19 protein-coding genes are annotated in these 19,830 nt (G+C 63.6%); 8 read left to right on the top strand and 11 right to left on the bottom strand.

Translation table 11 applies throughout. The annotated features are described in order from the left end of the window. The 6 genes from ACK5L9_RS15540 to ACK5L9_RS15515 all read left to right on the top strand — a co-directional run. Positions 1-1,322 (top strand): class I adenylate-forming enzyme family protein (locus ACK5L9_RS15540; protein WP_416912380.1); only part of this gene is annotated, 1,322 nt, incomplete at its 5' end. Further along, positions 1,319-1,945 carry a DsbA family oxidoreductase gene (locus ACK5L9_RS15535; protein ID WP_416912379.1) on the top strand — a complete coding sequence of 209 codons (627 nt, stop codon included), beginning with the start codon at positions 1,319-1,321 and terminating at the stop codon, positions 1,943-1,945. The genes ACK5L9_RS15540 and ACK5L9_RS15535, both read left to right, overlap by 4 nt. Positions 1,946-2,349: 404 nt before the next feature. Continuing rightward, positions 2,350-3,591, top strand: coding sequence for a multidrug effflux MFS transporter (locus tag ACK5L9_RS15530; protein ID WP_416912378.1), 1,242 nt, complete (start codon positions 2,350-2,352; stop codon positions 3,589-3,591). Between the two features lie 126 nt (positions 3,592-3,717). Continuing rightward, positions 3,718-4,338 carry a 30S ribosomal protein S4 gene (gene rpsD, locus ACK5L9_RS15525; RefSeq protein WP_416912377.1) on the top strand — a complete coding sequence of 207 codons (621 nt, stop codon included), beginning with the start codon at positions 3,718-3,720 and terminating at the stop codon, positions 4,336-4,338. 137 nt (positions 4,339-4,475) lie between these two features. Next, on the top strand, positions 4,476-5,570 hold the full coding sequence (hisC, locus tag ACK5L9_RS15520; protein ID WP_416912376.1) for a histidinol-phosphate transaminase: 1,095 nt from the start codon (positions 4,476-4,478) through the stop codon (positions 5,568-5,570). After that, positions 5,567-6,496 (top strand): prephenate/arogenate dehydrogenase family protein, encoded by a 930-nt coding sequence (locus ACK5L9_RS15515; protein WP_416912375.1) that lies wholly within the window; start codon positions 5,567-5,569, stop codon positions 6,494-6,496. The genes hisC and ACK5L9_RS15515 overlap by 4 nt, the downstream gene beginning before the upstream one ends. Positions 6,497-6,592: 96 nt before the next feature. Here ACK5L9_RS15515 and ACK5L9_RS15510 read toward each other — a convergent pair whose 3' ends face one another. The 7 genes from ACK5L9_RS15510 to ACK5L9_RS15480 form a co-directional block, all read right to left on the bottom strand. Further along, positions 6,593-7,354 carry an IclR family transcriptional regulator gene (locus ACK5L9_RS15510; RefSeq protein WP_416912374.1) on the bottom strand — a complete coding sequence of 254 codons (762 nt, stop codon included), beginning with the start codon at positions 7,352-7,354 and terminating at the stop codon, positions 6,593-6,595. A gap of 49 nt (positions 7,355-7,403) precedes the next feature. After that, a complete protein-coding gene (locus ACK5L9_RS15505) occupies positions 7,404-7,790 on the bottom strand; it encodes a RidA family protein (protein WP_416912373.1) in 387 nt (128 codons plus the stop codon). A 14-nt stretch (positions 7,791-7,804) separates the two neighbouring features. Further along, the gene (locus ACK5L9_RS15500; protein ID WP_416912372.1) at positions 7,805-8,569 is read right to left on the bottom strand and encodes an amino acid ABC transporter ATP-binding protein; all 765 of its coding nucleotides are present in this window, start codon (positions 8,567-8,569) and stop codon (positions 7,805-7,807) included. 7 nt (positions 8,570-8,576) lie between these two features. Further along, positions 8,577-9,239 carry an amino acid ABC transporter permease gene (locus ACK5L9_RS15495; protein WP_416912371.1) on the bottom strand — a complete coding sequence of 221 codons (663 nt, stop codon included), beginning with the start codon at positions 9,237-9,239 and terminating at the stop codon, positions 8,577-8,579. Positions 9,240-9,251: 12 nt separating this feature from the next. Next, on the bottom strand, positions 9,252-9,914 hold the full coding sequence (locus tag ACK5L9_RS15490) for an amino acid ABC transporter permease (protein ID WP_416912370.1): 663 nt from the start codon (positions 9,912-9,914) through the stop codon (positions 9,252-9,254). 26 nt (positions 9,915-9,940) lie between these two features. Next, complete coding sequence (locus tag ACK5L9_RS15485; protein ID WP_416912369.1) at positions 9,941-10,777, bottom strand: transporter substrate-binding domain-containing protein; 837 nt, start codon at positions 10,775-10,777, stop codon at positions 9,941-9,943. Between the two features lie 134 nt (positions 10,778-10,911). After that, complete coding sequence (locus ACK5L9_RS15480) at positions 10,912-11,862, bottom strand: LysR family transcriptional regulator (protein ID WP_416912368.1); 951 nt, start codon at positions 11,860-11,862, stop codon at positions 10,912-10,914. A 145-nt stretch (positions 11,863-12,007) separates the two neighbouring features. Here ACK5L9_RS15480 and ACK5L9_RS15475 point away from each other — a divergent pair, with 145 nt between their 5' ends. Next, a complete protein-coding gene (locus ACK5L9_RS15475; protein ID WP_416912367.1) occupies positions 12,008-13,411 on the top strand; it encodes a sodium/glutamate symporter in 1,404 nt (467 codons plus the stop codon). A gap of 13 nt (positions 13,412-13,424) precedes the next feature. Continuing rightward, positions 13,425-14,852 carry a M20 family metallopeptidase gene (locus tag ACK5L9_RS15470; RefSeq protein WP_416912366.1) on the top strand — a complete coding sequence of 476 codons (1,428 nt, stop codon included), beginning with the start codon at positions 13,425-13,427 and terminating at the stop codon, positions 14,850-14,852. Positions 14,853-14,896: 44 nt separating this feature from the next. Here the strand turns inward: ACK5L9_RS15470 and ACK5L9_RS15465 are convergent, their stop codons facing one another. The 4 genes from ACK5L9_RS15465 to ACK5L9_RS15450 all read right to left on the bottom strand — a co-directional run. Then, positions 14,897-16,042, bottom strand: a complete 1,146-nt coding sequence (locus ACK5L9_RS15465) for an iron-containing alcohol dehydrogenase (protein ID WP_416912365.1) — start codon at positions 16,040-16,042, stop codon at positions 14,897-14,899. 25 nt (positions 16,043-16,067) lie between these two features. Continuing rightward, positions 16,068-17,429, bottom strand: a complete 1,362-nt coding sequence (locus ACK5L9_RS15460) for a glutamine synthetase family protein (RefSeq protein ID WP_416912364.1) — start codon at positions 17,427-17,429, stop codon at positions 16,068-16,070. Between the two features lie 58 nt (positions 17,430-17,487). Next, complete coding sequence (locus ACK5L9_RS15455) at positions 17,488-18,528, bottom strand: TRAP transporter substrate-binding protein (RefSeq protein ID WP_416912363.1); 1,041 nt, start codon at positions 18,526-18,528, stop codon at positions 17,488-17,490. A 21-nt stretch (positions 18,529-18,549) separates the two neighbouring features. Next, on the bottom strand, positions 18,550-19,830 hold a 1,281-nt coding region (locus tag ACK5L9_RS15450; RefSeq protein ID WP_416912362.1), incomplete at its 5' end, for a TRAP transporter large permease.

Genomic DNA, 19,830 nt, shown 5'->3' with positions numbered 1-19,830 from the left:
GGGCGGGGTTGCGGCCCGGCGACCGGCTGCTGATGCGGCTGGGCAATACGCCCGCCTTTCCCGTCGCCTATCTGGGCGCGATCACGGCGGGGATCGTGCCCGTCCCGACCTCGGCCATGCTGACGGCGCGTGAAATCGGCAAGATTGCGGCGGAAATCGCCCCCCGGATGCTGGTCGCGGGCGATGGCATCCCGTTGCCTGACCACACCGCGCCGGTCCTGACCGAGGCCGACCTTGCCTCATTCGCCGACCTGCCTGCCGCCCCGTTTACGACGGGCGATCCCGACCGGCTGGCCTATATCATTTATACCTCGGGCAGTTCGGGCCAGCCGCGCGCGGTGATGCATGCCCATCGCGCGATTCTTGCGCGCAAGGCGATGTTCGGCGGCTGGTACGACCTGCGTGACAGCGACCGGATGATGCATGCCGGGGCCTTCAACTGGACCTTCACGCTTGGCACCGGGCTGATGGACCCCTGGACCATGGGTGCCACCGCGCTGATCCCTGCCGGGGGCACCGCGCTGGAACAGATCCCGCTGCTGGCCTCGCGCCACGGTGCCACGATCCTTGCGGGTGCGCCCGGCGTGTTTCGTCGCCTGCTGCGCGCCGAATGGCAGCACATCGAAAGCCTGCGCCACGGCCTTGCTGCGGGCGAGCGGCTGGACCCCGGCCTGCGCGAGGGCTGGCAGACCCGCACCGGCACCGACCTGCACGAGGCGATGGGCGCGTCCGAGATCTCGACCTTCATCTCGGGCAGCCCCGCCCGCCCCGCGCCCGCCGGTACCGCCGGTTTCCCCCAGCCCGGCAGGGCAATCGCGGTGCTGTCCGATGACGGCCAGCCCCTGCCAGCGGGCCAGCCCGGCGCTCTTGCCGTGCGGCGCGACGATCCGGGTTTGTTCCTGGGCTATCTGGGCCAGCCCGATGAAACGGCGGCGCGGTTTCACGGCGACTGGTTCCTGACCGGCGATCAGGCACAAATGGATGACGGCGGCGCGATCACCCTGCTGGGCCGGGCCGATGACATCATGAACGCGGGTGGCTTTCGCGTCGCGCCGCCCGAAATCGAAGAGGTTCTGGCCAGCCATCCGCTTGCCGGGGATGTGGCGGTGGCGGAACTGGCCGTCGGCCCCGGCAGCAGCATCATCGCCGCTTTCTGGACCGGCGAAGCCGGGGCCGCAGACCTGCGTGCGCTGGCGGAAAGCAGCCTTGCCCGCTACAAGCAGCCCCGCGACTATATCCGCGTCGAGGCGCTGCCCCGCACCCCTACCGGCAAGATCAATCGCCGCGCCCTGCGCGAAGCGCACCGGAAGGATACACCATGATCCGCCTTGACATCTTTGCCGATCCCGTCTGCCCGTGGTGCCTGATCGCCAAGCTGGAGCTGGACCGCGCTTTGGAAAGCCGCCCTGGCCATCCCTTCGACATCGCCTGGCACCCGTTCCGCCTGAACCCCGAGATGCCGCCCGAGGGCATGGACCGCGCCGAATATCTCTGCGCCAAGCTGGGCGACCGCGCGCAAGAGGCTGCGCGTGCCGTCGCTGCGCGCGCCGCGCAACTGGGCCTGACGCTGAACCCTTCGGCTCGCGAACCTGACACGGCCGACGCCCACCGCCTGCTGCACTGGGCTGGCGTCGAGGGCGCGCAAAGCCGCGTCATGTCGGGGCTGCTGCGCGCCCATTGGCAAGAGGCGCGCGACATCGGCGACAAGGCCGAGCTGGCGGCAATCGCGGGTGCGGTCGGGCTGGACCGTGCCATGATCGCGCAGCTTCTGGACGGCGATGCCGACCGCGACGAAATCGCCACGCGCGAGGCACACGCCCGCCAGCGCGGCATCACCGCCGTGCCGACCTTCATCGTCGCCGACCGCCATGTCGTCAGCGGCGCACAACCCGCGCGGCTGTGGCAAAACGTGATCGACGAATTGTCCGCCCGTCCTGAAACCTGACCGCCAGAGACCTGGAACAACCGTCCCTGCCTGCCTTTGCCGTCACTTCTTGAATTATGGTGGGCGGGGGGGCAGGGGGCAAAGCCCGCCAACAGACGGACGGTTCGCCGCAGGCTTTTGCAGGGGGTCCGGGGGGCGCACAGCTCCCCCGGCTATCGCGGGACGCAAATCATCCGGCGGTGCCGCTGGACCAGGGCCGCCGGCAGGGCGCGGCGGCGGCCCGACCTTTTGCGTTTGCCAGGCTTTCCCGAATCAGCTCTGACCATCCGTTGCGCCCGCGCTTTGTCACGGTCAGGCACCGCACCTGAATTTTCTCCGTTTGTCCGGGCCTTCAGACTTTGGCCCCGCACCTTGCACAAACTGCAAATTTTAGATATTCCCTGACCCTCAGAAAGGTGCCCCCCGTGAGCCAATCGATCCTGTCTACACAGGCGCCCGCCCGGCGTCTGCCCCTGCCCGAATTCGCCGCGATGCTGGCCTGTCTGTTCGCCATCGTCGCCTTTTCCATCGACGCGATGCTGCCCGCGCTGCCCCAGATCGCCGCAGATCTGACCCCCGGCAATGTCAACCGCGCGCAACTGATCCTGACGGCCTTTGTCGCCGGAATGGGATGCGGCACGCTTTTCGTCGGCCCCATCTCGGACGCCATCGGACGCAAACCGACGATCACGATCGGCTTTGCCATCTATTTCCTCGCAGCCATCGCGGCCATTCTTGCCGATTCGATCGAAATGCTTCTGGCTGCGCGTTTTGTGCAGGGGCTTGGGGCATCGGGGCCCCGGATCGTCGGGCTGGCCATGGTACGCGATCTTTATTCGGGACGAGAGATGGCGCGCATCACCAGTCTGGTGATGATGATCTTTATCATCATTCCGGCGCTGGCCCCGCTGATCGGCTCGGGGATGATCTGGCTGGCGGGCTGGCAGGGGGTTTTTGCCGGTTTTCTGGTCTTTGCGGTGATCGGCTGCACATGGCTGAACCTGCGGCAGGGCGAAACCCTGCCGCCCGCGCGCCGCCGCCCGCTGCGCCTTGGCCCGCTGCGCGAAGCGGCGGCCGAGGTTCTGGGCAGCCGCCATGTGATGCTGTGCACGGTGATCCTGACACTTGGCTTTGCCCAGATGTTCGCGCTACTGTCCTCGTCACAACAGCTTTTCGCCGAGACCTTTGGCCGGGGTGACAGCTTTCCGGTCTGGTTTGCGGCAGTGGCCCTGCTGTCGGGCACAAGCGCCGTGCTGAACGCGACCTTCGTGACCCGATACGGCATGCGGCGAATCGCGAAATGGGCCTATATCATGCAAACCTGTGTCAGCGCTGTTGTGCTGGGTCTGTTCGCGCTGAATCTGCTGCCCGGCGCGATGCAGTTTCCCGCGTTCTTTCTGTGGATGGTCAGCGTGTTCTTCATGGCGGGCGTCACCTTCGGCAATCTGAACGCGCTGGCCCTGCAACCAATGGGCCATATCGCCGGGATGGCGGCTTCGATCGTTGCGGCGATCTCGACCGTGGCCTCGACGCTGATCGCGGCACCGGTCGGGCTGATCTATGACGGCACAGCCCGGCCGGTGGTCGCCGCAACTCTGATCTGTTCGTGCCTCGCCTGGTACCTGATGCGGTTTCTTGCCGACCAGGACACGGCGATCCGCGCTTGACACCGGCCAGCGGGCCTTTATAAGCGCGCACTTCACTGGTGTTGGTGGCCCTCGCAAGGGGATGCCTGTCAGGCGCAAGCCAGAGGACAACGCCCTTCGAACGCAATTAAACGAAGGAGATCAGCCGTGACCAAACGCACGTCTGCCAAGTACAAGATCGACCGCCGCATGGGCGAAAACATCTGGGGTCGCGCCAAGTCCCCGGTTAACCGCCGCGATTATGGTCCCGGTCAGCACGGCCAGCGCCGCAAGGGCAAGCTGTCCGATTTCGGCACCCAGTTGCGCGCCAAGCAAAAACTCAAGGGTCATTACGGCGACCTGACCGAAAAGCAGTTCCGCCGCATCTATGCCGAGGCTGAACGCCTGAAGGGCGACACCGGCGAAAACCTGATCGGCCTGCTGGAGCGTCGTCTGGACGCCGTCGTCTATCGCGCAAAATTCGTGCCCACCATCTTTGCCGCCCGCCAGTTCGTGAACCACGGCCATATCGAGGTGAACGGCAAGCGCGTGAACATTGCGTCCTATCGCGTCCGGGAAGGCGATGTCATCTCGATCCGCGAGCGTTCGCGCCAACTGGCCATCGTGCTGGAAGCCGTCGCCTTGGCAGAACGCGACGTGCCAGACTATCTGGAAGTGGACCACAACAAGATGACGGCCAGCTTCGTGCGCACCCCGGCCTTGGGCGATGTGCCTTATGCGGTTCAGATGGAACCGAACCTGGTCGTCGAATATTACGCCAAGAACTGATCCCCTGGGATCGCCTCTTCGAAGGGACCGCGCCACCGGGCGCGGTCTTTTTCGTTGCGGGTAAAAGCGGGCGGCAAATTCGCCACTTCCAAAGCTGCGGCGCGGCGACTAAACCGGGCGCGCAAAGGAAATTGGCCATGACCCAGATCACCCCGAAACCCGGCATCATGGAGATCGCGCTTTATGTCAGCGGCGAAAGCAGGCTGGCCGGTCGCGACGATGTGCTGAAACTGTCCTCGAACGAGAACCCCTTGGGGTGCAGCCCGGCAGCGCAGGCGGCGTTCGGACAGGCGGCGGGAAACCTGCACCGCTATCCCCCGACCGATCATGCCGCGCTGCGACAGGCGATTGCCGGGGTGCATGGGCTGGACCCGGACCGCATCATCTGCGGCGCCGGCTCGGACGAGGTGCTGCAATTCGTGACCCATGCCTATGCGGGCCAGGGGGATGAGGTGATCACGACCGAGCACGGCTTTTCCATGTATCCGATCCTTGCGCGCATGGTGGGCGCGACGCCGGTGACGGTTCCCGAGGCCGGGCGGCGGATCGATGTTGACGCGATCCTTTCTGCCGTGACCGGCCGGACACGGATCGTCTTTATCGCCAACCCCGCCAATCCGACCGGCACCATGCTGGAGGATACGGAACTGGAGCGTCTGGCCTCGGGGTTGCCGGGCCATGTGGTGCTGGTTCATGACGGTGCCTATACGGAATTTGCGGGCGGCTTTGACGGTGGGGTGTCGCTGGTCGAACGCTGGCCGAATGTGGTGATGACGCGGACCTTTTCCAAAATTCACGGGCTGGGGGGGCTGCGCATCGGATGGGGCTATGCCCGGCGCGAGGTCATCGACGTGCTGAACCGGTTGCGCCAGCCCTTCAACCTGTCGAATGCACAACTGGCCGCCGCCGAGGCCGCCATCCGCGACACCGATTTCACCGCGCATTGCGCTGCCGAAAACGACCGCTGGCGGCGCTGGATGCGGGATGCGCTGGTGCAGACGGGCATTGGCTGCGACCCCAGTTTCGCGAATTTCCTGTTGGTCCGCTTTGACAGCCCGGACACTGCCGCAGCCGCCGATGCCGCGCTGCGTCTGGATGGCATTCTGGTGCGGCGCGTGGCGGGTTACGGCCTGCCCGAGGCGCTGCGCATCACCGTGGGCGACGAGGCCGGATGCCGCCGGATCGTCGATTCCCTTGGCCGCTTCATGGCCAGCAGAAGGGGCAGAGAATGACGGTGATCTATGACCGGGTGGCGCTGATCGGGTTGGGGCTGATCGCGGGGTCGATGGCACATGCCATGCGCGAGGGCGGGCTTGCGGGCGAGGTGGTGGGCTTTGCCCGCTCTGCCGCGACGCGCGAGACCGCGCGCGGGATCGGGCTGTGCGACCGCATTTGCGACAGCGCGGCGCAGGCGGTTGCAGGGGCGGATCTGGTGGTGCTGGCCGTGCCCGTGGGCGCGATGGGAACGGTCGCTGCCGAAATTGCGCCCCATCTGAAACCCGGCGCGACGGTCACGGATGTCGGTTCCGTCAAGCAGGCGGTGATCGACACGGTTGGCCCGTATATCCCTGACGGAGTGCATTTCATCCCCGGCCACCCCCTTGCCGGGACCGAGCATTCCGGCCCGCGCGCCGGTTTCGCCTCGCTTTTCCGCAACCGCTGGTGGCTGCTGACCCCCCTTTCCGGCACCGACCCGGCGGCAGAAACGCGGCTGGCCGATCTGCTTCGCGCGATGGGGGCCAAGACCGACAGCATGGATGCGCAGCATCACGATCTGGTTCTGGCCGTCACCAGCCACGCGCCGCATCTGATCGCTTATACGATGGTCGGTGTCGCCGATCACCTGCGCCGCGTCACGGATGAAGAGGTGATCCAGTATTCCGCCGCCGGTTTTCGCGACTTTACCCGGATCGCCGCCAGCGATCCGACCATGTGGCGAGACGTGTTTCTGCACAACAAAGAGGCGACGCTGGACATCCTTGGCCGCTTTACCGAGGAACTGTTCGTCCTTCAGCGCGCAATCCGGATGGGCGACGGGCAGGCGCTGTTCGACTATTTCACTCGCACCCGTGCCATTCGCCGGGGCATCATCGAGGCCGGACAGGATACCGAGGCACCCGATTTCGGCCGCACCCCCGGCGCTGGCAAGGCGGGCTGAAATAGCTGACGGCCCAGAAGGCTGGCCAGAGGGCGCGATGTGTCTCGATTCCGGGCCGGGCCTGCTGTTCAGCCGCCGCCCCGTCGGCAGGCGCGCTTATGGCACGAATTGCGACAGACGTTGTCCGGCATCCATCAGCGTCGCGCGGTAGCTGTCGTAATTCCGGCTCGCGTCGTCTTTTGGCGCAAGGATGCAGACCGTCGCGATGCATCGGCCCGCGCTGTCAAAGGTCGGCGCGGCGAAGCAATGGGTAAAGGTATCGACAGCGCTGTCGAACGAGAAGAACCGGTCAGATCGGGCTTGCCGGACTTCTGCGAGGAATGTGTCCGGGTCCAGCCGCCGCCCGCCCGGCAGGACGAAATCCTCGGGCGGGATCAGGTCCAGAATGTCCCGGTCGCTGAGGCCACCCAACAGCAGCCTGCCCGATGCGGTCCAGGGAATGGGCGTATGCTCGCCCACATCGGTGCTGATACGGAAGGGGCGGTTGCCCTCTTGCTGGATGGCGACGGTGTATTTATTGCCGTCCAGCATGCAGAGTTGCGAGGTTTCGCTGGTCTTTTCGGTCACTTCGCGCAGGATGGTTTCGGCCTTGCGGGTCAGGTCGAAATGATCGCGATAGGCGAGGCCCAGAAAATACAGACGGCGGCCCAGAAAGACTGCGCCGCCCTCATTCATTTCTTCCAGCATGCCGTGATTCAGCAGCACCCCGACCAGATCGTAAACGGTTGATCGGGGTGCACCCAGTGCGGTGGCGATGTCGGCCGGACGTTGCGGTGCCTTTACGGCCCGCAGATGATCCAGAATGTCGAACGCTCGATCGATGCCGCGCGCGCGTTTCCGTTCATGTCCGTCCTTCATCGCGCACTCCTTACTACAGCCGGCCGTTGATTGCGGCCGGATGCGAAGATCAGGCCTTGCGATAAGCGATGCAGTCCACTTCTACCTTGCAATCGACCACCATGGAAGATTGAACACAGGCCCGCGCGGGCGGGTTCCCGCTGAAATAGCTTTCAAAGACGCCGTTAAAGCTCCAGAAATCGCGGGCATCGTCCAGCCAGACACCGACGCGCATGATGTCTTCGACGCCATAACCGGCATCCTCGACGATCTTCAGCATGTTCTGGATGGCGATATGGGACTGCTCGACAATGCCGTTACCCGCGACCTCGCCATCGCGCATCGGGGTCTGGCCCGACACATACAGCCAGCCATCAGCCTGGGTCGCCTTGGCGAAGGGCAGGGCCTTCTGGCCGTTGCCCTTGCTGTCACCGACCCCGTGCCTTTTGATAGTCATTCCGTTTTCTCCTGTTAAAACTCGGTTTTCGAGAGGAAACCTTGCAGACGCTCGGATTGCGGAGCGCCAAAGATCTGATCGGGCGTGCCTTCCTCGTGGATGCGGCCCTGATGCATGAAGACGACCTTGCTTGAGACATCGCGCGCAAAGCGCATCTCATGCGTGACCAGCAGCATCGTCATCCCGTCCGCCGCCAGATCGCGGACCACGGCAAGAACCTCGTTCACCAGTTCGGGATCAAGGGCCGAGGTGATCTCGTCGAACAGCATCAGTTGCGGGCTCATCGCGATGGCGCGGGCGATGGCGACCCGCTGTTGCTGGCCACCCGACAACTGGCCGGGATAGTGATCCTTGCGTTGCCCCATGCCTACGCGGTCAAGCCAGGTTTCCGCGACGGCGCGCGCCTCGTCCTTGGGCATCTTCTTGGTTTTCACCAGCCCCAGCATGACGTTGCGAAGCGCGGTCATATGCGGAAACAGGTTGAACTGCTGAAAGGCCATGCCGGTCATTGCCCGCTGCGCGGCGATCTGGCGTTCGGTCAGGCGGCGGCGCTTTCCGCCCCCGTCGTGATAGCCGATGGTCTGGCCTGCGATCTGGACGCTGCCCTTTTCGAAATCCTCCAGCAGGTTGACGCAGCGCAGCAGCGTCGTCTTTCCCGAGCCGGATGACCCGATCAGCGAGACCACATCGCCCTTGGCCATGGTCAGGTCGATCCCCTTCAGCACCTCGACATCGCCGAAACGCTTGTGAAGATCGGATATTTTCAGAACCGGTGTCATGTCAGCCTCAGCGTGGGATCGAAATGCGGCGTTCGACGGCGCGGCCCGCAAGTTCGATCACGAAGTTCAGAAGGAAATAGACCAGCCCCGCAAACAGATAGAATTCGAGGCTGAGATAGGTACGGGATATGACCTGCTGCGTCGCCAGCAACAGCTCGACCACGCCGATGATCGACAGCAGGGTCGAGGCCTTGACGATCTCGGTCGCGGTATTCACCCAGGTCGGCAGGATCTGCCGCAGGGCCTGCGGCATCAGCACCGAGGTGAAGGTCTGCACAAAGGTCAGGCCGATGGATTTGGCGGCTTCGGTCTGGCCTTTCGGGATGGCATTCAGCGCGCCGCGAACGATCTCGCCCACATGGGACGAACAGAACATCATCAGCGCCAGCACCCCCGCCTGAAACGCGCTGAGATCCAGTCCGATGGTGGACAGGATATAGTAACAGGCCAGGATCAGCACGAAAACCGGCGTTCCGCGCAGGAAATCGGTATAGACCCGCACAAGAAACCGCAGGACCGGGTGGCCATAGGTCAGCGCCAGCCCGACCAGAACCCCCAGCAGCGTTCCCAGCACGATGGCGCAGACCGAAATCAGCACCGTTTCGCCAAGCCCGGATAACAGGCTGAGGCGCGCGGCCCACAACTCGGTCAGAAAGACGGAGAAATTCATGTTTCTTCCTTCTCAGCGCGGCAGGGCAAGGCGGGTTTCGACCCGGCGCAGCAGGCTGGCGATGACATAGCAGGCAAGGACATAGACCAACGAAGTGATCATCCATGTCTCGATCACGCGAAAGCTTTCGACGTTGATCTTGCGGGCATAGTAGGTCAGTTCGGGCACCGCGATGGCGGCGGCCAGCGACGTGTCCTTGAACAACGAGATGAAGTTGTTCGACAGCGATGGCAGCACGTTGCGCAGCATCACCGGAATGATGATATGCAGCTTGATCTTCAGTTCCGTCAGCCCGATGGCCAGCCCGGCCTCGCGCAGCCCCTTGGGCAGCGCCATCAGACCCGAGCGGAACACCTCGGCCAGATAGGCCCCGGCATAGATCGACAGCGTCAGGATGAACGAGGTGATCTTGTCCAGCGCCAGCCCCATTTGCGGCAGCGCGAAATAGGTCAGCAGGATCAGGACGAGGATCGGCGTGTTGCGGATCAGCGAGACATAGGCCAGTGCGATCCATCGCACCGGCCTGTGCCGCGACAACATCCCGAACGCCGCAATCAGTCCGATTCCGCATCCGATGGCGATCGAGATGATCGCCAGAACAAGGCCGAGGCCAAGCCCCTGCGCCAGAACGTCCCAGTTGCGCCAGACGACGGCAAAGTTGAAATCATAGTCCAAGGCGGCATTCCCGGATGTCGTCGTTGTTACTTGTACTCAACCGGGAAACCGATTTGCGGTGTGGGCAGGGTAGAGCCGAACCATTTCTGGAAGCTGTCGGCATAGAACTGGAACTCGACGCCGGTCATGCCCTGTTCCAGCGCAGTGTTGACAAAGTTCAGCCAGCGCTGATCGCCCGGCTTGACCGCGCAGGAATAGGTTTGCGGATTCCAGGCATAGCCCGCATCCTTGTAGCGGTCGGGGTTCTGGACCATGAACCAGCGCAGCGCAGACTGATCGGTCGCGGCGGCGGCGGCACGTCCGGAATTCAGCGCCTGATACATCAGATCGACGCTGTCATACTGATCGACCTTCGCCTCGGGCAGTGCGGCACGGACCATTTCCTCGGCATAGACGTTTTGCAGAACCGCCACCGTCACATCCGACCCGGCCGCCTTCAGCGCGTCGTAATCGGCATATTTGCCGTTTGCCATCAGCAGCAGGCCCACGCCCTCGCGGTAATAGGGGACGGTGAATTCGACCTGTTGCGCGCGCTCGGCCGTGACTGTCATGAACTGGCAGGTCAGATCGACCTTGTTGGTGACAAGGTTCGGGATCCGGGCGTCGCCGGATTGCTGCACATATTCGATCTTGTCGGGATCCCCGAACAGCGCCTTGGCGACCAGACGGCCCATGTCGATGTCAAAGCCGGTCAGCTTGTTCTCGGAATCGATGAAATGCCAGGGCGGGTTGGTCGAGCCCGAACCGAGGATCAGATATCCGCGATCCAGCACCTCTTGCAATTTGCTGGTGGCCTGCTGCGCCATGACCGGCGCCGCCGCCAGTGCCATGACCGCTGCCGCCACAAATGGGACCTTACGCATTCTGTATTCTCCGCTGTAGACACCATGCGTCAGCAGCATGGCTATGTTTTCCGTTATAGCGACCATTAATCGTTATAACGGAAAATTGTTATCTGAAGGGCCTTGTTTCTGTCAAGGCAGACGAAAGGACAGGGTCAGCCCTGCCCGGTCTGTCCCGGAATGTCTGCCAGCATCTCGCGGATGAGGGCGGCGGCGGCCGGGGTCTGGGCGTTTGATCCTGAATAGATCATGCCGATCCGGTCGTGGCACGCCTTGAACGGATAGCAATAGCTGCGCAGCAGAGGATTCGCCTGCACGCCCGCCGCCATCGGTGCCTGATCCCCGACAAATGCCGGAAACAGCCCGTAACGGTCCTGTTGCAGCAGCAATTCAGTAATCAGGGTGGCGTTGTTCGTCTCGATGCAATCGGCGGGCTGGCGCAGGCCGTGTTCGGCGCGGAAACGGTCGAAATCCTGCCGCATCGGCGTGCCGGGCAGAGGGATCGTCCAGCGCTGCGCCACCAGTTCGACCGGGTCGTCGGGCGGCGGCGGCACGCCCGCGCGCGCGACGATGACCGTCTGCGTCCGCGCCAGCGGGATCGTTCCAAAGCCGGTCTGATCCAGCTCGGGTCCAAGGCGGCCAAAGACCATGTCCAGCCGTCCATATTCCAGATCGTCCAGAAGATCGGGCAGCAATCCGTCGCGCAAGCGGATGGTGACATTCGGATAGCGCGATTTGAACCCCGCCATCAGCGACGCCACCTGTCCCAGCAGCGAATAATTGTGCAGCCCGACCAGGATTTCGCCGCGCCCCAGCGTGCTGAACTGTTCGCTGACATCCTCCAGCGCAAGGATATTGCTGACCACCTTGCGGGCGGCGTGGATCAGATCGTTGCCCGGCCCGGTTCGGCGCAATCCGCGTGGGTGCCTTTCGAACAGGGTCAGTCCGAAACCATCCTCGATTTCCGAAAGGGTCCGCGACACGGATGCCTGTGTGATGTTCAGCTTTTCAGCGGCCCGGCTGACATTCAGCGTCTCATCCAGCGCCAGCAGCACATGCAGATGCCTGAATTTCAGGCGCCTGCGAACGAATTCCGACACGTTCACCTTGATTAATCCGTTGAAAACACTCCGATATAATCAAAATGCTATACCAAGCAGCATAAATAGCAAGTTTTTTAACATGGCGGGTTATCTAGACTTCCCGGTCAGAGCCCGAACGGGCCTGAAGATCTTAATGAGGGAGAGTGCGATGACCGGAGCCTCTATGACAAGCGTCCTGCAGGCCTTTGCGCTGCTGGGCCTGTTCTTGCTGATCGGGACATTGTTGCGGGCCAGGCTTGGCTGGTTGCAGAAACTGTTCATACCGGCCTCGGTGGTCGGCGGCTCGGTCGGGTTGTTGATCGGGCCGCAGATCTGGGGCAGTCTGACCCCGGTGCAATACCCGGCGGACTGGATCAAGATGTACAGCCTGCTGCCGGGCGTGCTGATCATTCCGGTCGTGGCCTCGGTGCCGCTGGGGATCCAGCTTTCACAAAAGGACAGTTCCGCCGGGGCCGCGCGCAATGTGTTCAACATGTTCTTCCTGATGCTGGCGCTGTTCGCCTTTCAGCTTGCGGTCGGCGGCGCGGTTGGCGCGTTTTTTGCCACCTCGATGCCGGATCTGGGCATCTACAACACCTTCGGGCTGGAAATGCCCCTGGGCTTTTCGGGCGGGCATGGCACGGCCGGCGTGATCGGGAACATGCTGAACGGAATGGGCCTGGAATACTGGGAGATCGCGCAGGGCGTCGCAGTGACCTATGCCACGATCGGCCTGCTGGGCGGCATCATCTCTGGCATCGCCATCATCAAATGGCTGAGCACCCGCAGGATGCTGGACGGTTCCGCCGATTCCGACAGCCTGCCGAAATCCTGGCTGACCGGGCTTGAGCCCGACCCCGAAAAGCAGCGCATCGCCGGGCGCGAGACGACGGTTTCGACCTCGATCGACGTGATCGGCTTCAACCTCGCGCTGATCCTTGCGGGCTCGGGGCTGGCAATCCTGCTGCGCGGCTGGGTGCGGGCGCTGGACCTGCCGCTGATCAAGGCGGTGCCGGTCTGGGCCTATGCGATCATCGTGATGTGGCTGGTCTGGATCGCGATGAACAAGCTGAAGATCGCGTGGCTGGTCGATCCGGGCGTCAAGGGCAAGATCGCCTCGACCCTGACCGATTTCGCCATCGTCGCCGCGCTGGTCTCGATGCCGGTGCAGGGCGTGCTGACCTTTGCCACGCCGATCCTGATTTCCGCTGCAATCGGCTTTGTCGGCACGGTCGTGCTGTGCATGGGCCTTGCGCGCCGACTGTTTTCCTCGGCACCCTATGAACGCGCGATGCTGATCTTTGGTACCGGCACCGGCGTGTTCCTGACCGGGTTGCTGCTGTTGAAAATCTGCGACCCGGATTTCAAGACAGCGGCGATGCGCGACGGTTCGCTGGCCTATTCGATGAATACCGTGGTCGGCTTTATCCTGATCCCGATCATGGTGAACGCAAGCGCGGCGTCGGGGCCATCCGCCCTGACGATGATCGGCGTGTCGCTGCTGGCGGCGTCGATCGTGGGTGTACTGGCAACTTCGCTGATGCGGGGCCGTCAGCCTGTTGCTGGTGAATAAAGGGAGACGCGCCATGAACGCGATGATCGAGACCGACCGTCTGGTCGAGGATCTGAAACCCGGTTACATTGATCTCAGCGACCGCATCTGGGATATGGCGGAACTGCGCTATCAGGAAAGCCGGTCGGTCGCCGCCCAGATCGAGATGATCGAGGACGCGGGGTTCCGCGTCACCCGCGACGTTGCCGGGATCCCCACCGCCTTCATGGCCGAGGCGGGCGAGGGCGGGCCGGTGATCGGCTTTCTGGGCGAATTCGACGCGCTTGCGGGCCTGTCGCAACAGGCGGGCATCGCCGAAAAGCAGCCTGTGGACGAAGGCGGCAACGGCCATGGCTGCGGGCATAACCTGTTGGGCGCGGGGGCGATGCTGGCTTCGGTGGCCACGCGCGACTGGCTGGCCGCCAAGGGCATGCCGGGGCGTGTGCGCTATTACGGCTGCCCCGCAGAAGAGGGCGGATCGGGCAAGACCTTCATGGCCCGCGGGGGCGTGTTCGACGGTCTGAATGCCGCCTTCTGCTGGCATCCAGCCTCGTTCAATACGCTGATTCCGTCAAGTTCGCTGGCCAATGTGCAGGCCTATTTCCGCTTTTCCGGCCGCGCGGCCCATGCCGCCGCCTCGCCGGAACTGGGGCGCTCGGCGCTGGACGCGCTGGAACTGATGAGCGTGGGCGTGCAGTACCTGCGCGAACACATGCCCGAAAAGGCGCGCATCCACAGCGCCATTACCAATACTGGCGGGATTTCTCCGAATGTGGTGCAGGACAGCGCCGAGGCGCTGTATCTGATCCGCTCGCCTCAGGTCAGCGAGGCGCTGGAACTGTTCGAGCGGGTCAAAAAGGTCGCCGCAGGTGCCGCCATGATGACCGAGACCACGGGCGAGGTCGAGGTGGACAAGGCCTGTTCCAACCTGCTGCGCAACAACACGCTGGACGAACTGATGCAGGCCCAGATGGAACGTATCGGCGGAACCGAGTTTGACGACGACGACCTGACTTATGCCACGGCGATCCGAAAGACGCTGACCCAAAGCGATATCGGCGCGGCCTGCAAGATGTTCGGGGTCGAGATGAAGGCCGCGATGCCGGTGCTGGCGGGGCATGTCCTGCCCGGCCCAAGGCCGGAACTGATGCTGCCCGGCTCGACCGATGTGGGCGATGTAAGCTGGCAGGTGCCGACGGCACAGGTCATGACCGCCTGCCACTCGCTTGGCACGCCGTTCCATAGCTGGCAACTGGTGGCGCAGGGCAAGTCCGGCGCGGCGCATCGCGGCATGGTCTTTGCCGCCAAGACAATGGCGGGCAGTGCCATCAGCCTGTTCGAAAACCCGGCCCTGCTGGATCGCGCGCAACAGGAATTTCGCGACCGCATCGCCACGACCCCCTATGTCTGCCCGATCGCGCCCGAAGTCGAATTGCCCTTCCGCCGCGCCAACGCACGCTGACCGCGGGGCGCAAGCCGCCTGTCCTGACCCGTCCGGGCAGGCGGCTACATGCAGCTTTCATACAGAGCGCGGGTATTTTCCGGGGTCATCTTGACCGGGTTGCCGCCACAGGACGGGTCTTCCAGCGCCATACGGGTCAGTTCGTCCAGCCGGTCCGGGGTGACGCCCATTGCGGTCAGGTTCGGCGGGATGTCCAGTTCGGCGCGCAGATCCATCACCCGCGCGCGAAAGCCGTCGAACCCGCCCGGAATGCCCAGATAATCCGCCGCCCGCGCCATCCGGTCCTGAATGGCCGGGCGGTTGAAATCCAGCACCATCGGCATGACCACGGCATTCGTGGTGCCGTGATGAGTGCCATGGACCGCGCCGACCGGATGGGACAGCGAATGGATCGCGCCCAGTCCCTTTTGAAAGGCAACGGCACCCATGGCCGCCGCGCTCATCATCATCGCGCGGGCCTCCAGATCGTCGGGGGTGGCGTATGCACGCGGCAGGTATTCGTTGACCAGCCGCATCCCCTCCAGCGCGATGCCCTGGCTCATCGGGTGGTAATGCGGGCTGCAATAGGCCTCAAGGCAATGGGCAAGCGCGTCCATGCCGGTGCCCGCCGTGATCAAGCGGGGCATACCCAAGGTCAGTTCGGGGTCGCAGATCGTTACCGAGGGCATCAGCCGGGGGTGGAAGATGATCTTTTTCCGGTGGGTTTCGGAATTGGTCAGCACGCCAGCGCGCCCCACCTCGGACCCGGTTCCGGCGGTGGTTGGCACGGCGATGATCGGGGCAATGGCCTGCGCGTCGGCGCGGGTCCACCAGTCGCCGATATCCTCAAGATCCCAGACCGGGATGGTCTGCCGAACCATCAGGGCGATCATCTTGCCCAGATCCAGCGCCGACCCGCCGCCAAAGCAGACCACGCCGTCATGCCCCCCGGCGCGAAAAGCGGCGATGCCCGCCGCCATGTTCCTTTCGTCCGGATTGGGATCGACATCGGAAAACACCGCCCGGCCAAGTCCTGCCGCATCCAGAATATCCAGCGCCCGCGCGGTGATCGGCAGTCTGGCCAGCGCCCTGTCGGTCACAAGCAGCGGGCGGGCGATGCCCGAGGCGCGGCAATGTTCGCCCAGTTCGGCGATGCGGCCCGCCCCGAATCTGATGGCGGTGGGATAGGACCAGTTTGCATGCAGGGTCATGGCTTACCTTTGTCGGTTGTCGGTGTTACGCGCGTTCAAAGCCGCGCGCGATTTCCCAGTCGGTGACGACTCGGTTCTGTTCCTCGATCTCCCACCGGGCGGCGCGGACATAGTGGTCGATCACATCCCCGCCAAAGGCGGTGCGCAGCATTGCGGAACCCTCAAGCGCCTGTGCCGCCCCGGACAGCGTCGCCGGGATCCCGCGCGCATTGCGGGCGGCATAGGCGTCGCCGCTAAACTCCGGTTCCAGCGTCATGCCCCGTTCGATTCCGTCCAGCCCGGCAGCCAGCAGTGCCGCGCAGGCCAGATAGGGGTTCAGGTCGGCCCCGCCAATACGGCATTCAACCCGGATCGCCCCGCCCCCCTCGCCGCAGATGCGGAAACCTGCGGTGCGGTTGTCCATCGACCAGATCGCCCGTGTGGGCGCGAAAAGCCCGGTCACGAACCGCTTGTAGCTGTTGACATAGGGCGCAAGGAAATATGTCAGCGCCCCGGCATGGGCCAGTTGCCCCGCCAGAAAGGACCGCATCAGCGCTGACATGCCGCGATCCGCATCCGGGTCGTGAAAGGCGTTCTTGCCGTCCCGGAACATCGATTGATGCACATGGCTGGAGGATCCGGCGCGGTGATGCGAATATTTTGCCATGAAGGTCGCCGACTGGCCATGCACCTGCGCGATTTCCTTCGTGGCGGCCTTGACCAGTACATGCATGTCCGCCGTGTCCATCGCGTCGGAATATTTCACGTTGATCTCGTGCTGTCCGGCCTCGGCCTCGCCCTTGGAGTTTTCGACCGGGATGCCCGCGCCATAAAGCCCGTTGCGCAGCGTGCGCATCACCGGTTCGTCGGCGAATGTGCCGCTGATGGCGTAATCGACATTATGGCGCGCCGTTGGCACAGGGTCGCGATAGCCGGCATCGAACAGCGTCTTGTAGTCCTGCGCGAACAGGAAAAACTCCAGCTCGGTCGCCATCATCGGCGTCAGGCCCATCGCCCCGGCCCGCCGCACCTGACGTCGCAGCACCTCGCGCGGGGCGTGGGGAACAGGGGCATGGGTGTGATGGTCAACAAGATCGGCCAGAACCAGCGCGGTGCCCGGTGCCCATGGAATGCGGCGCAGCGTCGTCAGATCGGGCTTCATCGTGTAATCGCCATAGCCCGCCGCCCAGCTTGCCGCAGCATAGCCGGGCACGGTGTGCATTTCCAGGTCCGTCGCCAGCAGATAGTTGCAGCAATGGGTTTCCTGCGGATTTTCAAGGAAATGCGCGGCGTGAAACCGCTTGCCCATCAACCGGCCCTGCATATCGGGAAAGGCCACGCTGACGGTGTCGATTTCGCCGCTGCGGACAGCGGCCGCAAGGGCGTCGAAGCTGAGATTGGCGGGCATGGCATACCTTTGGTTTTGGGCGGGCGCATTCGCCCGTGCGCCCGGAAAAAAGCGATGGTTACGAATAACGATAGGGCGGGCCCGCCCTGCGCATTGCGTCGTTATATTCGCGAATCTTGTCCACGACCTTTGCCTTGATCTCGGATTCGGCGGCAATTTCGTCCCAGAATTCCTTGGCGGCCTCTTCGACCTGATCCCATTCCGCGGCCGGGATGGTGGTCAGGGTCATCTTGTCGCCATTGACGCGCAGATCCGCCTCGCCGTTCCAGTACCAGTGCTGGCGATAGTAATGCGACTGATCGAACACCGCGCGCATCAGTTCCCGAAGATGTTCGGGCACCTCGTTCCAGCGGTCCTGATTGGCAAAGAAATGCCCGATCCACGCGCCCGAGATGCTGTTGGTCAGGAAATTGCCGGTCGCCTCGGCCCAGCCGACGGTATAATCCTCGGTGATGCCCGACCATGCGACACCGTCCAGTTCGCCGGTTTGCAGCGCGACCTCGATATCCTCCCACGGCAGGGTGACGGGGATGACGCCGAATTTCGCCAGAAAGCGCCCGGCGGTCGGAAAAGTGAAAACGCGCTTGCCCTGAAGGTCGGCAAGGCTGTTGATCGGTTGTTTGGTGGCAAAGTTGCACGGATCCCACGACCCGGCCGAGATATGCTGAATACCCAGCTTGCCGTATTCTTCTTTCCAGATTTCATCCAGCCCGTGGTGGTTGAACAGCGCGGGCACGTCCAGCGAATAGCGCAGCGCAAAGGGAAAATAGCCGCCAAAGACCGTTACTTCGGTCGGACTGGCCATGCTGTCATCATCGGATTGCACCGCGTCGATGGTGCCGTTCTGCATGGCGCGGAACAATTCGGGCGTGGGGACAAGCTGATCGGCATAGAACAGCTCGATCTGCATCTGGCCATTGGCGATCTTGTTGAAGGCGTCGATGGCGGGTTTGCAGACATGCGCGCCAAGCGCCGCGCCCGCATAGGTCTGCATCCGCCATGTCAGCGGCGCGCCCTGGGCAACCGCCGGGGCGGCCAGCGCACCGGCACCAGCGGCCAGCGCGCCCGAAGTCAGGAACTTGCGTCTTGTCGTGGTCATGGTCGTCTCCCGTGTTGGTCGTTACCGATAAATCTGCTGTGGCAGCCACATGGCGACCTGTGGAAAGGCGATCACCAGCGCAAGGGTCAGCGCCATGATCAGCACGAAGGGCAGGACCGAGCGATAGATCACCCCCATCGTGAAATCGCGCGGTGCCATCGCCCGCATCAGGAACAGGTTATAGCCGAAAGGCGGCGTCAGATACGCAATCTGGCAGGTGATGGTGTAAAGAACCCCGTACCAGACCAGATCAAAGCCAAGGCTGCGCGCCAGCGTGACATAGATTGGCGCGACGATGACAAGCATCGCCGTATCGTCCAGAAACATGCCCATGATCAGGAACGAGCCCTGCATCAGCAGCAGCACCTGCAACGGGCTCAGCGCCATCTCGCGCAGGAACAGGGTCTCGATCGCGCGGCCCGCGCCAAGCCCGTCGAAAACCGCGCCAAAGGACAGCGCGGCGGTGATGATCAGCATGAACATGCAGGTAATGGCCAGAGTTTGCCGGGTGGCGACCTCGAACACCTCGCGGGTGAAGCGGCGCTTGATCACCGCCGCCGCCACCGAGGCCAGCGCGCCGATCACGCTGCTTTCGGTCAGCGAGGTCCAGCCCTTGACGAAGGGTACCATCATCGCCGCAAAGATCACCAGAGGCAGGATGCCCGCGCGCAGCAGGCGCAACCGCTGCGGCCAGGTGATCGCGGCGCGTTCCGCCGCTGGCATGGGCGGGGCCAGAGCGGGGTTCAGCCGGGTGCGGATCAGGATATAGGCGATAAACAGCGCCGCCATCAGCAGCCCTGGTCCGATTCCGGCCAGCCAAAGCTGGCTGACCGGCTGACGCGCGATCAGCGAATACAGGACCAGTACGACCGAGGGCGGGATCAGGATCCCAAGGCTGGAACCCGCCTGAATCACGCCCGAGATCATCGGCTTGTCGTAATTATGCCGGACCAGTTCCGGCAGGGCGATGGTCGCGCCGATGGCCATTCCCGCCACCGACAGCCCGTTCATGGCCGAGATCATCACCATCAGCAGGATCGTGCCCACGGCCAGCCCGCCCGGCATCGGCCCGAACCAGACATGAAACATCCGGTATAAATCTTCAGCCAGCCGCGATTCCGACATGACATAGCCCATAAAGACGAACATCGGCAGGGTCAGCAACGCGTTCCAGCGCATCACCTTCATCACCGCCGAAAAGCCCATATCCGTGCCGCCCGGCCCCCACATCAGCAGCGCCGCCACCACTGCGACAAAGCCGATTGCTCCAAAGACCCGCTGCCCCGTGACCATCATCAGCAG

This window comes from Paracoccus sp. (in: a-proteobacteria) (assembly GCF_047973135.1).
In the GTDB taxonomy this organism is placed as follows: Bacteria; Pseudomonadota; Alphaproteobacteria; order Rhodobacterales; family Rhodobacteraceae; genus Paracoccus.
Note: the sequence above shows the minus strand (reverse complement) of the source record. Positions and strands in the feature narration are given on the sequence as shown.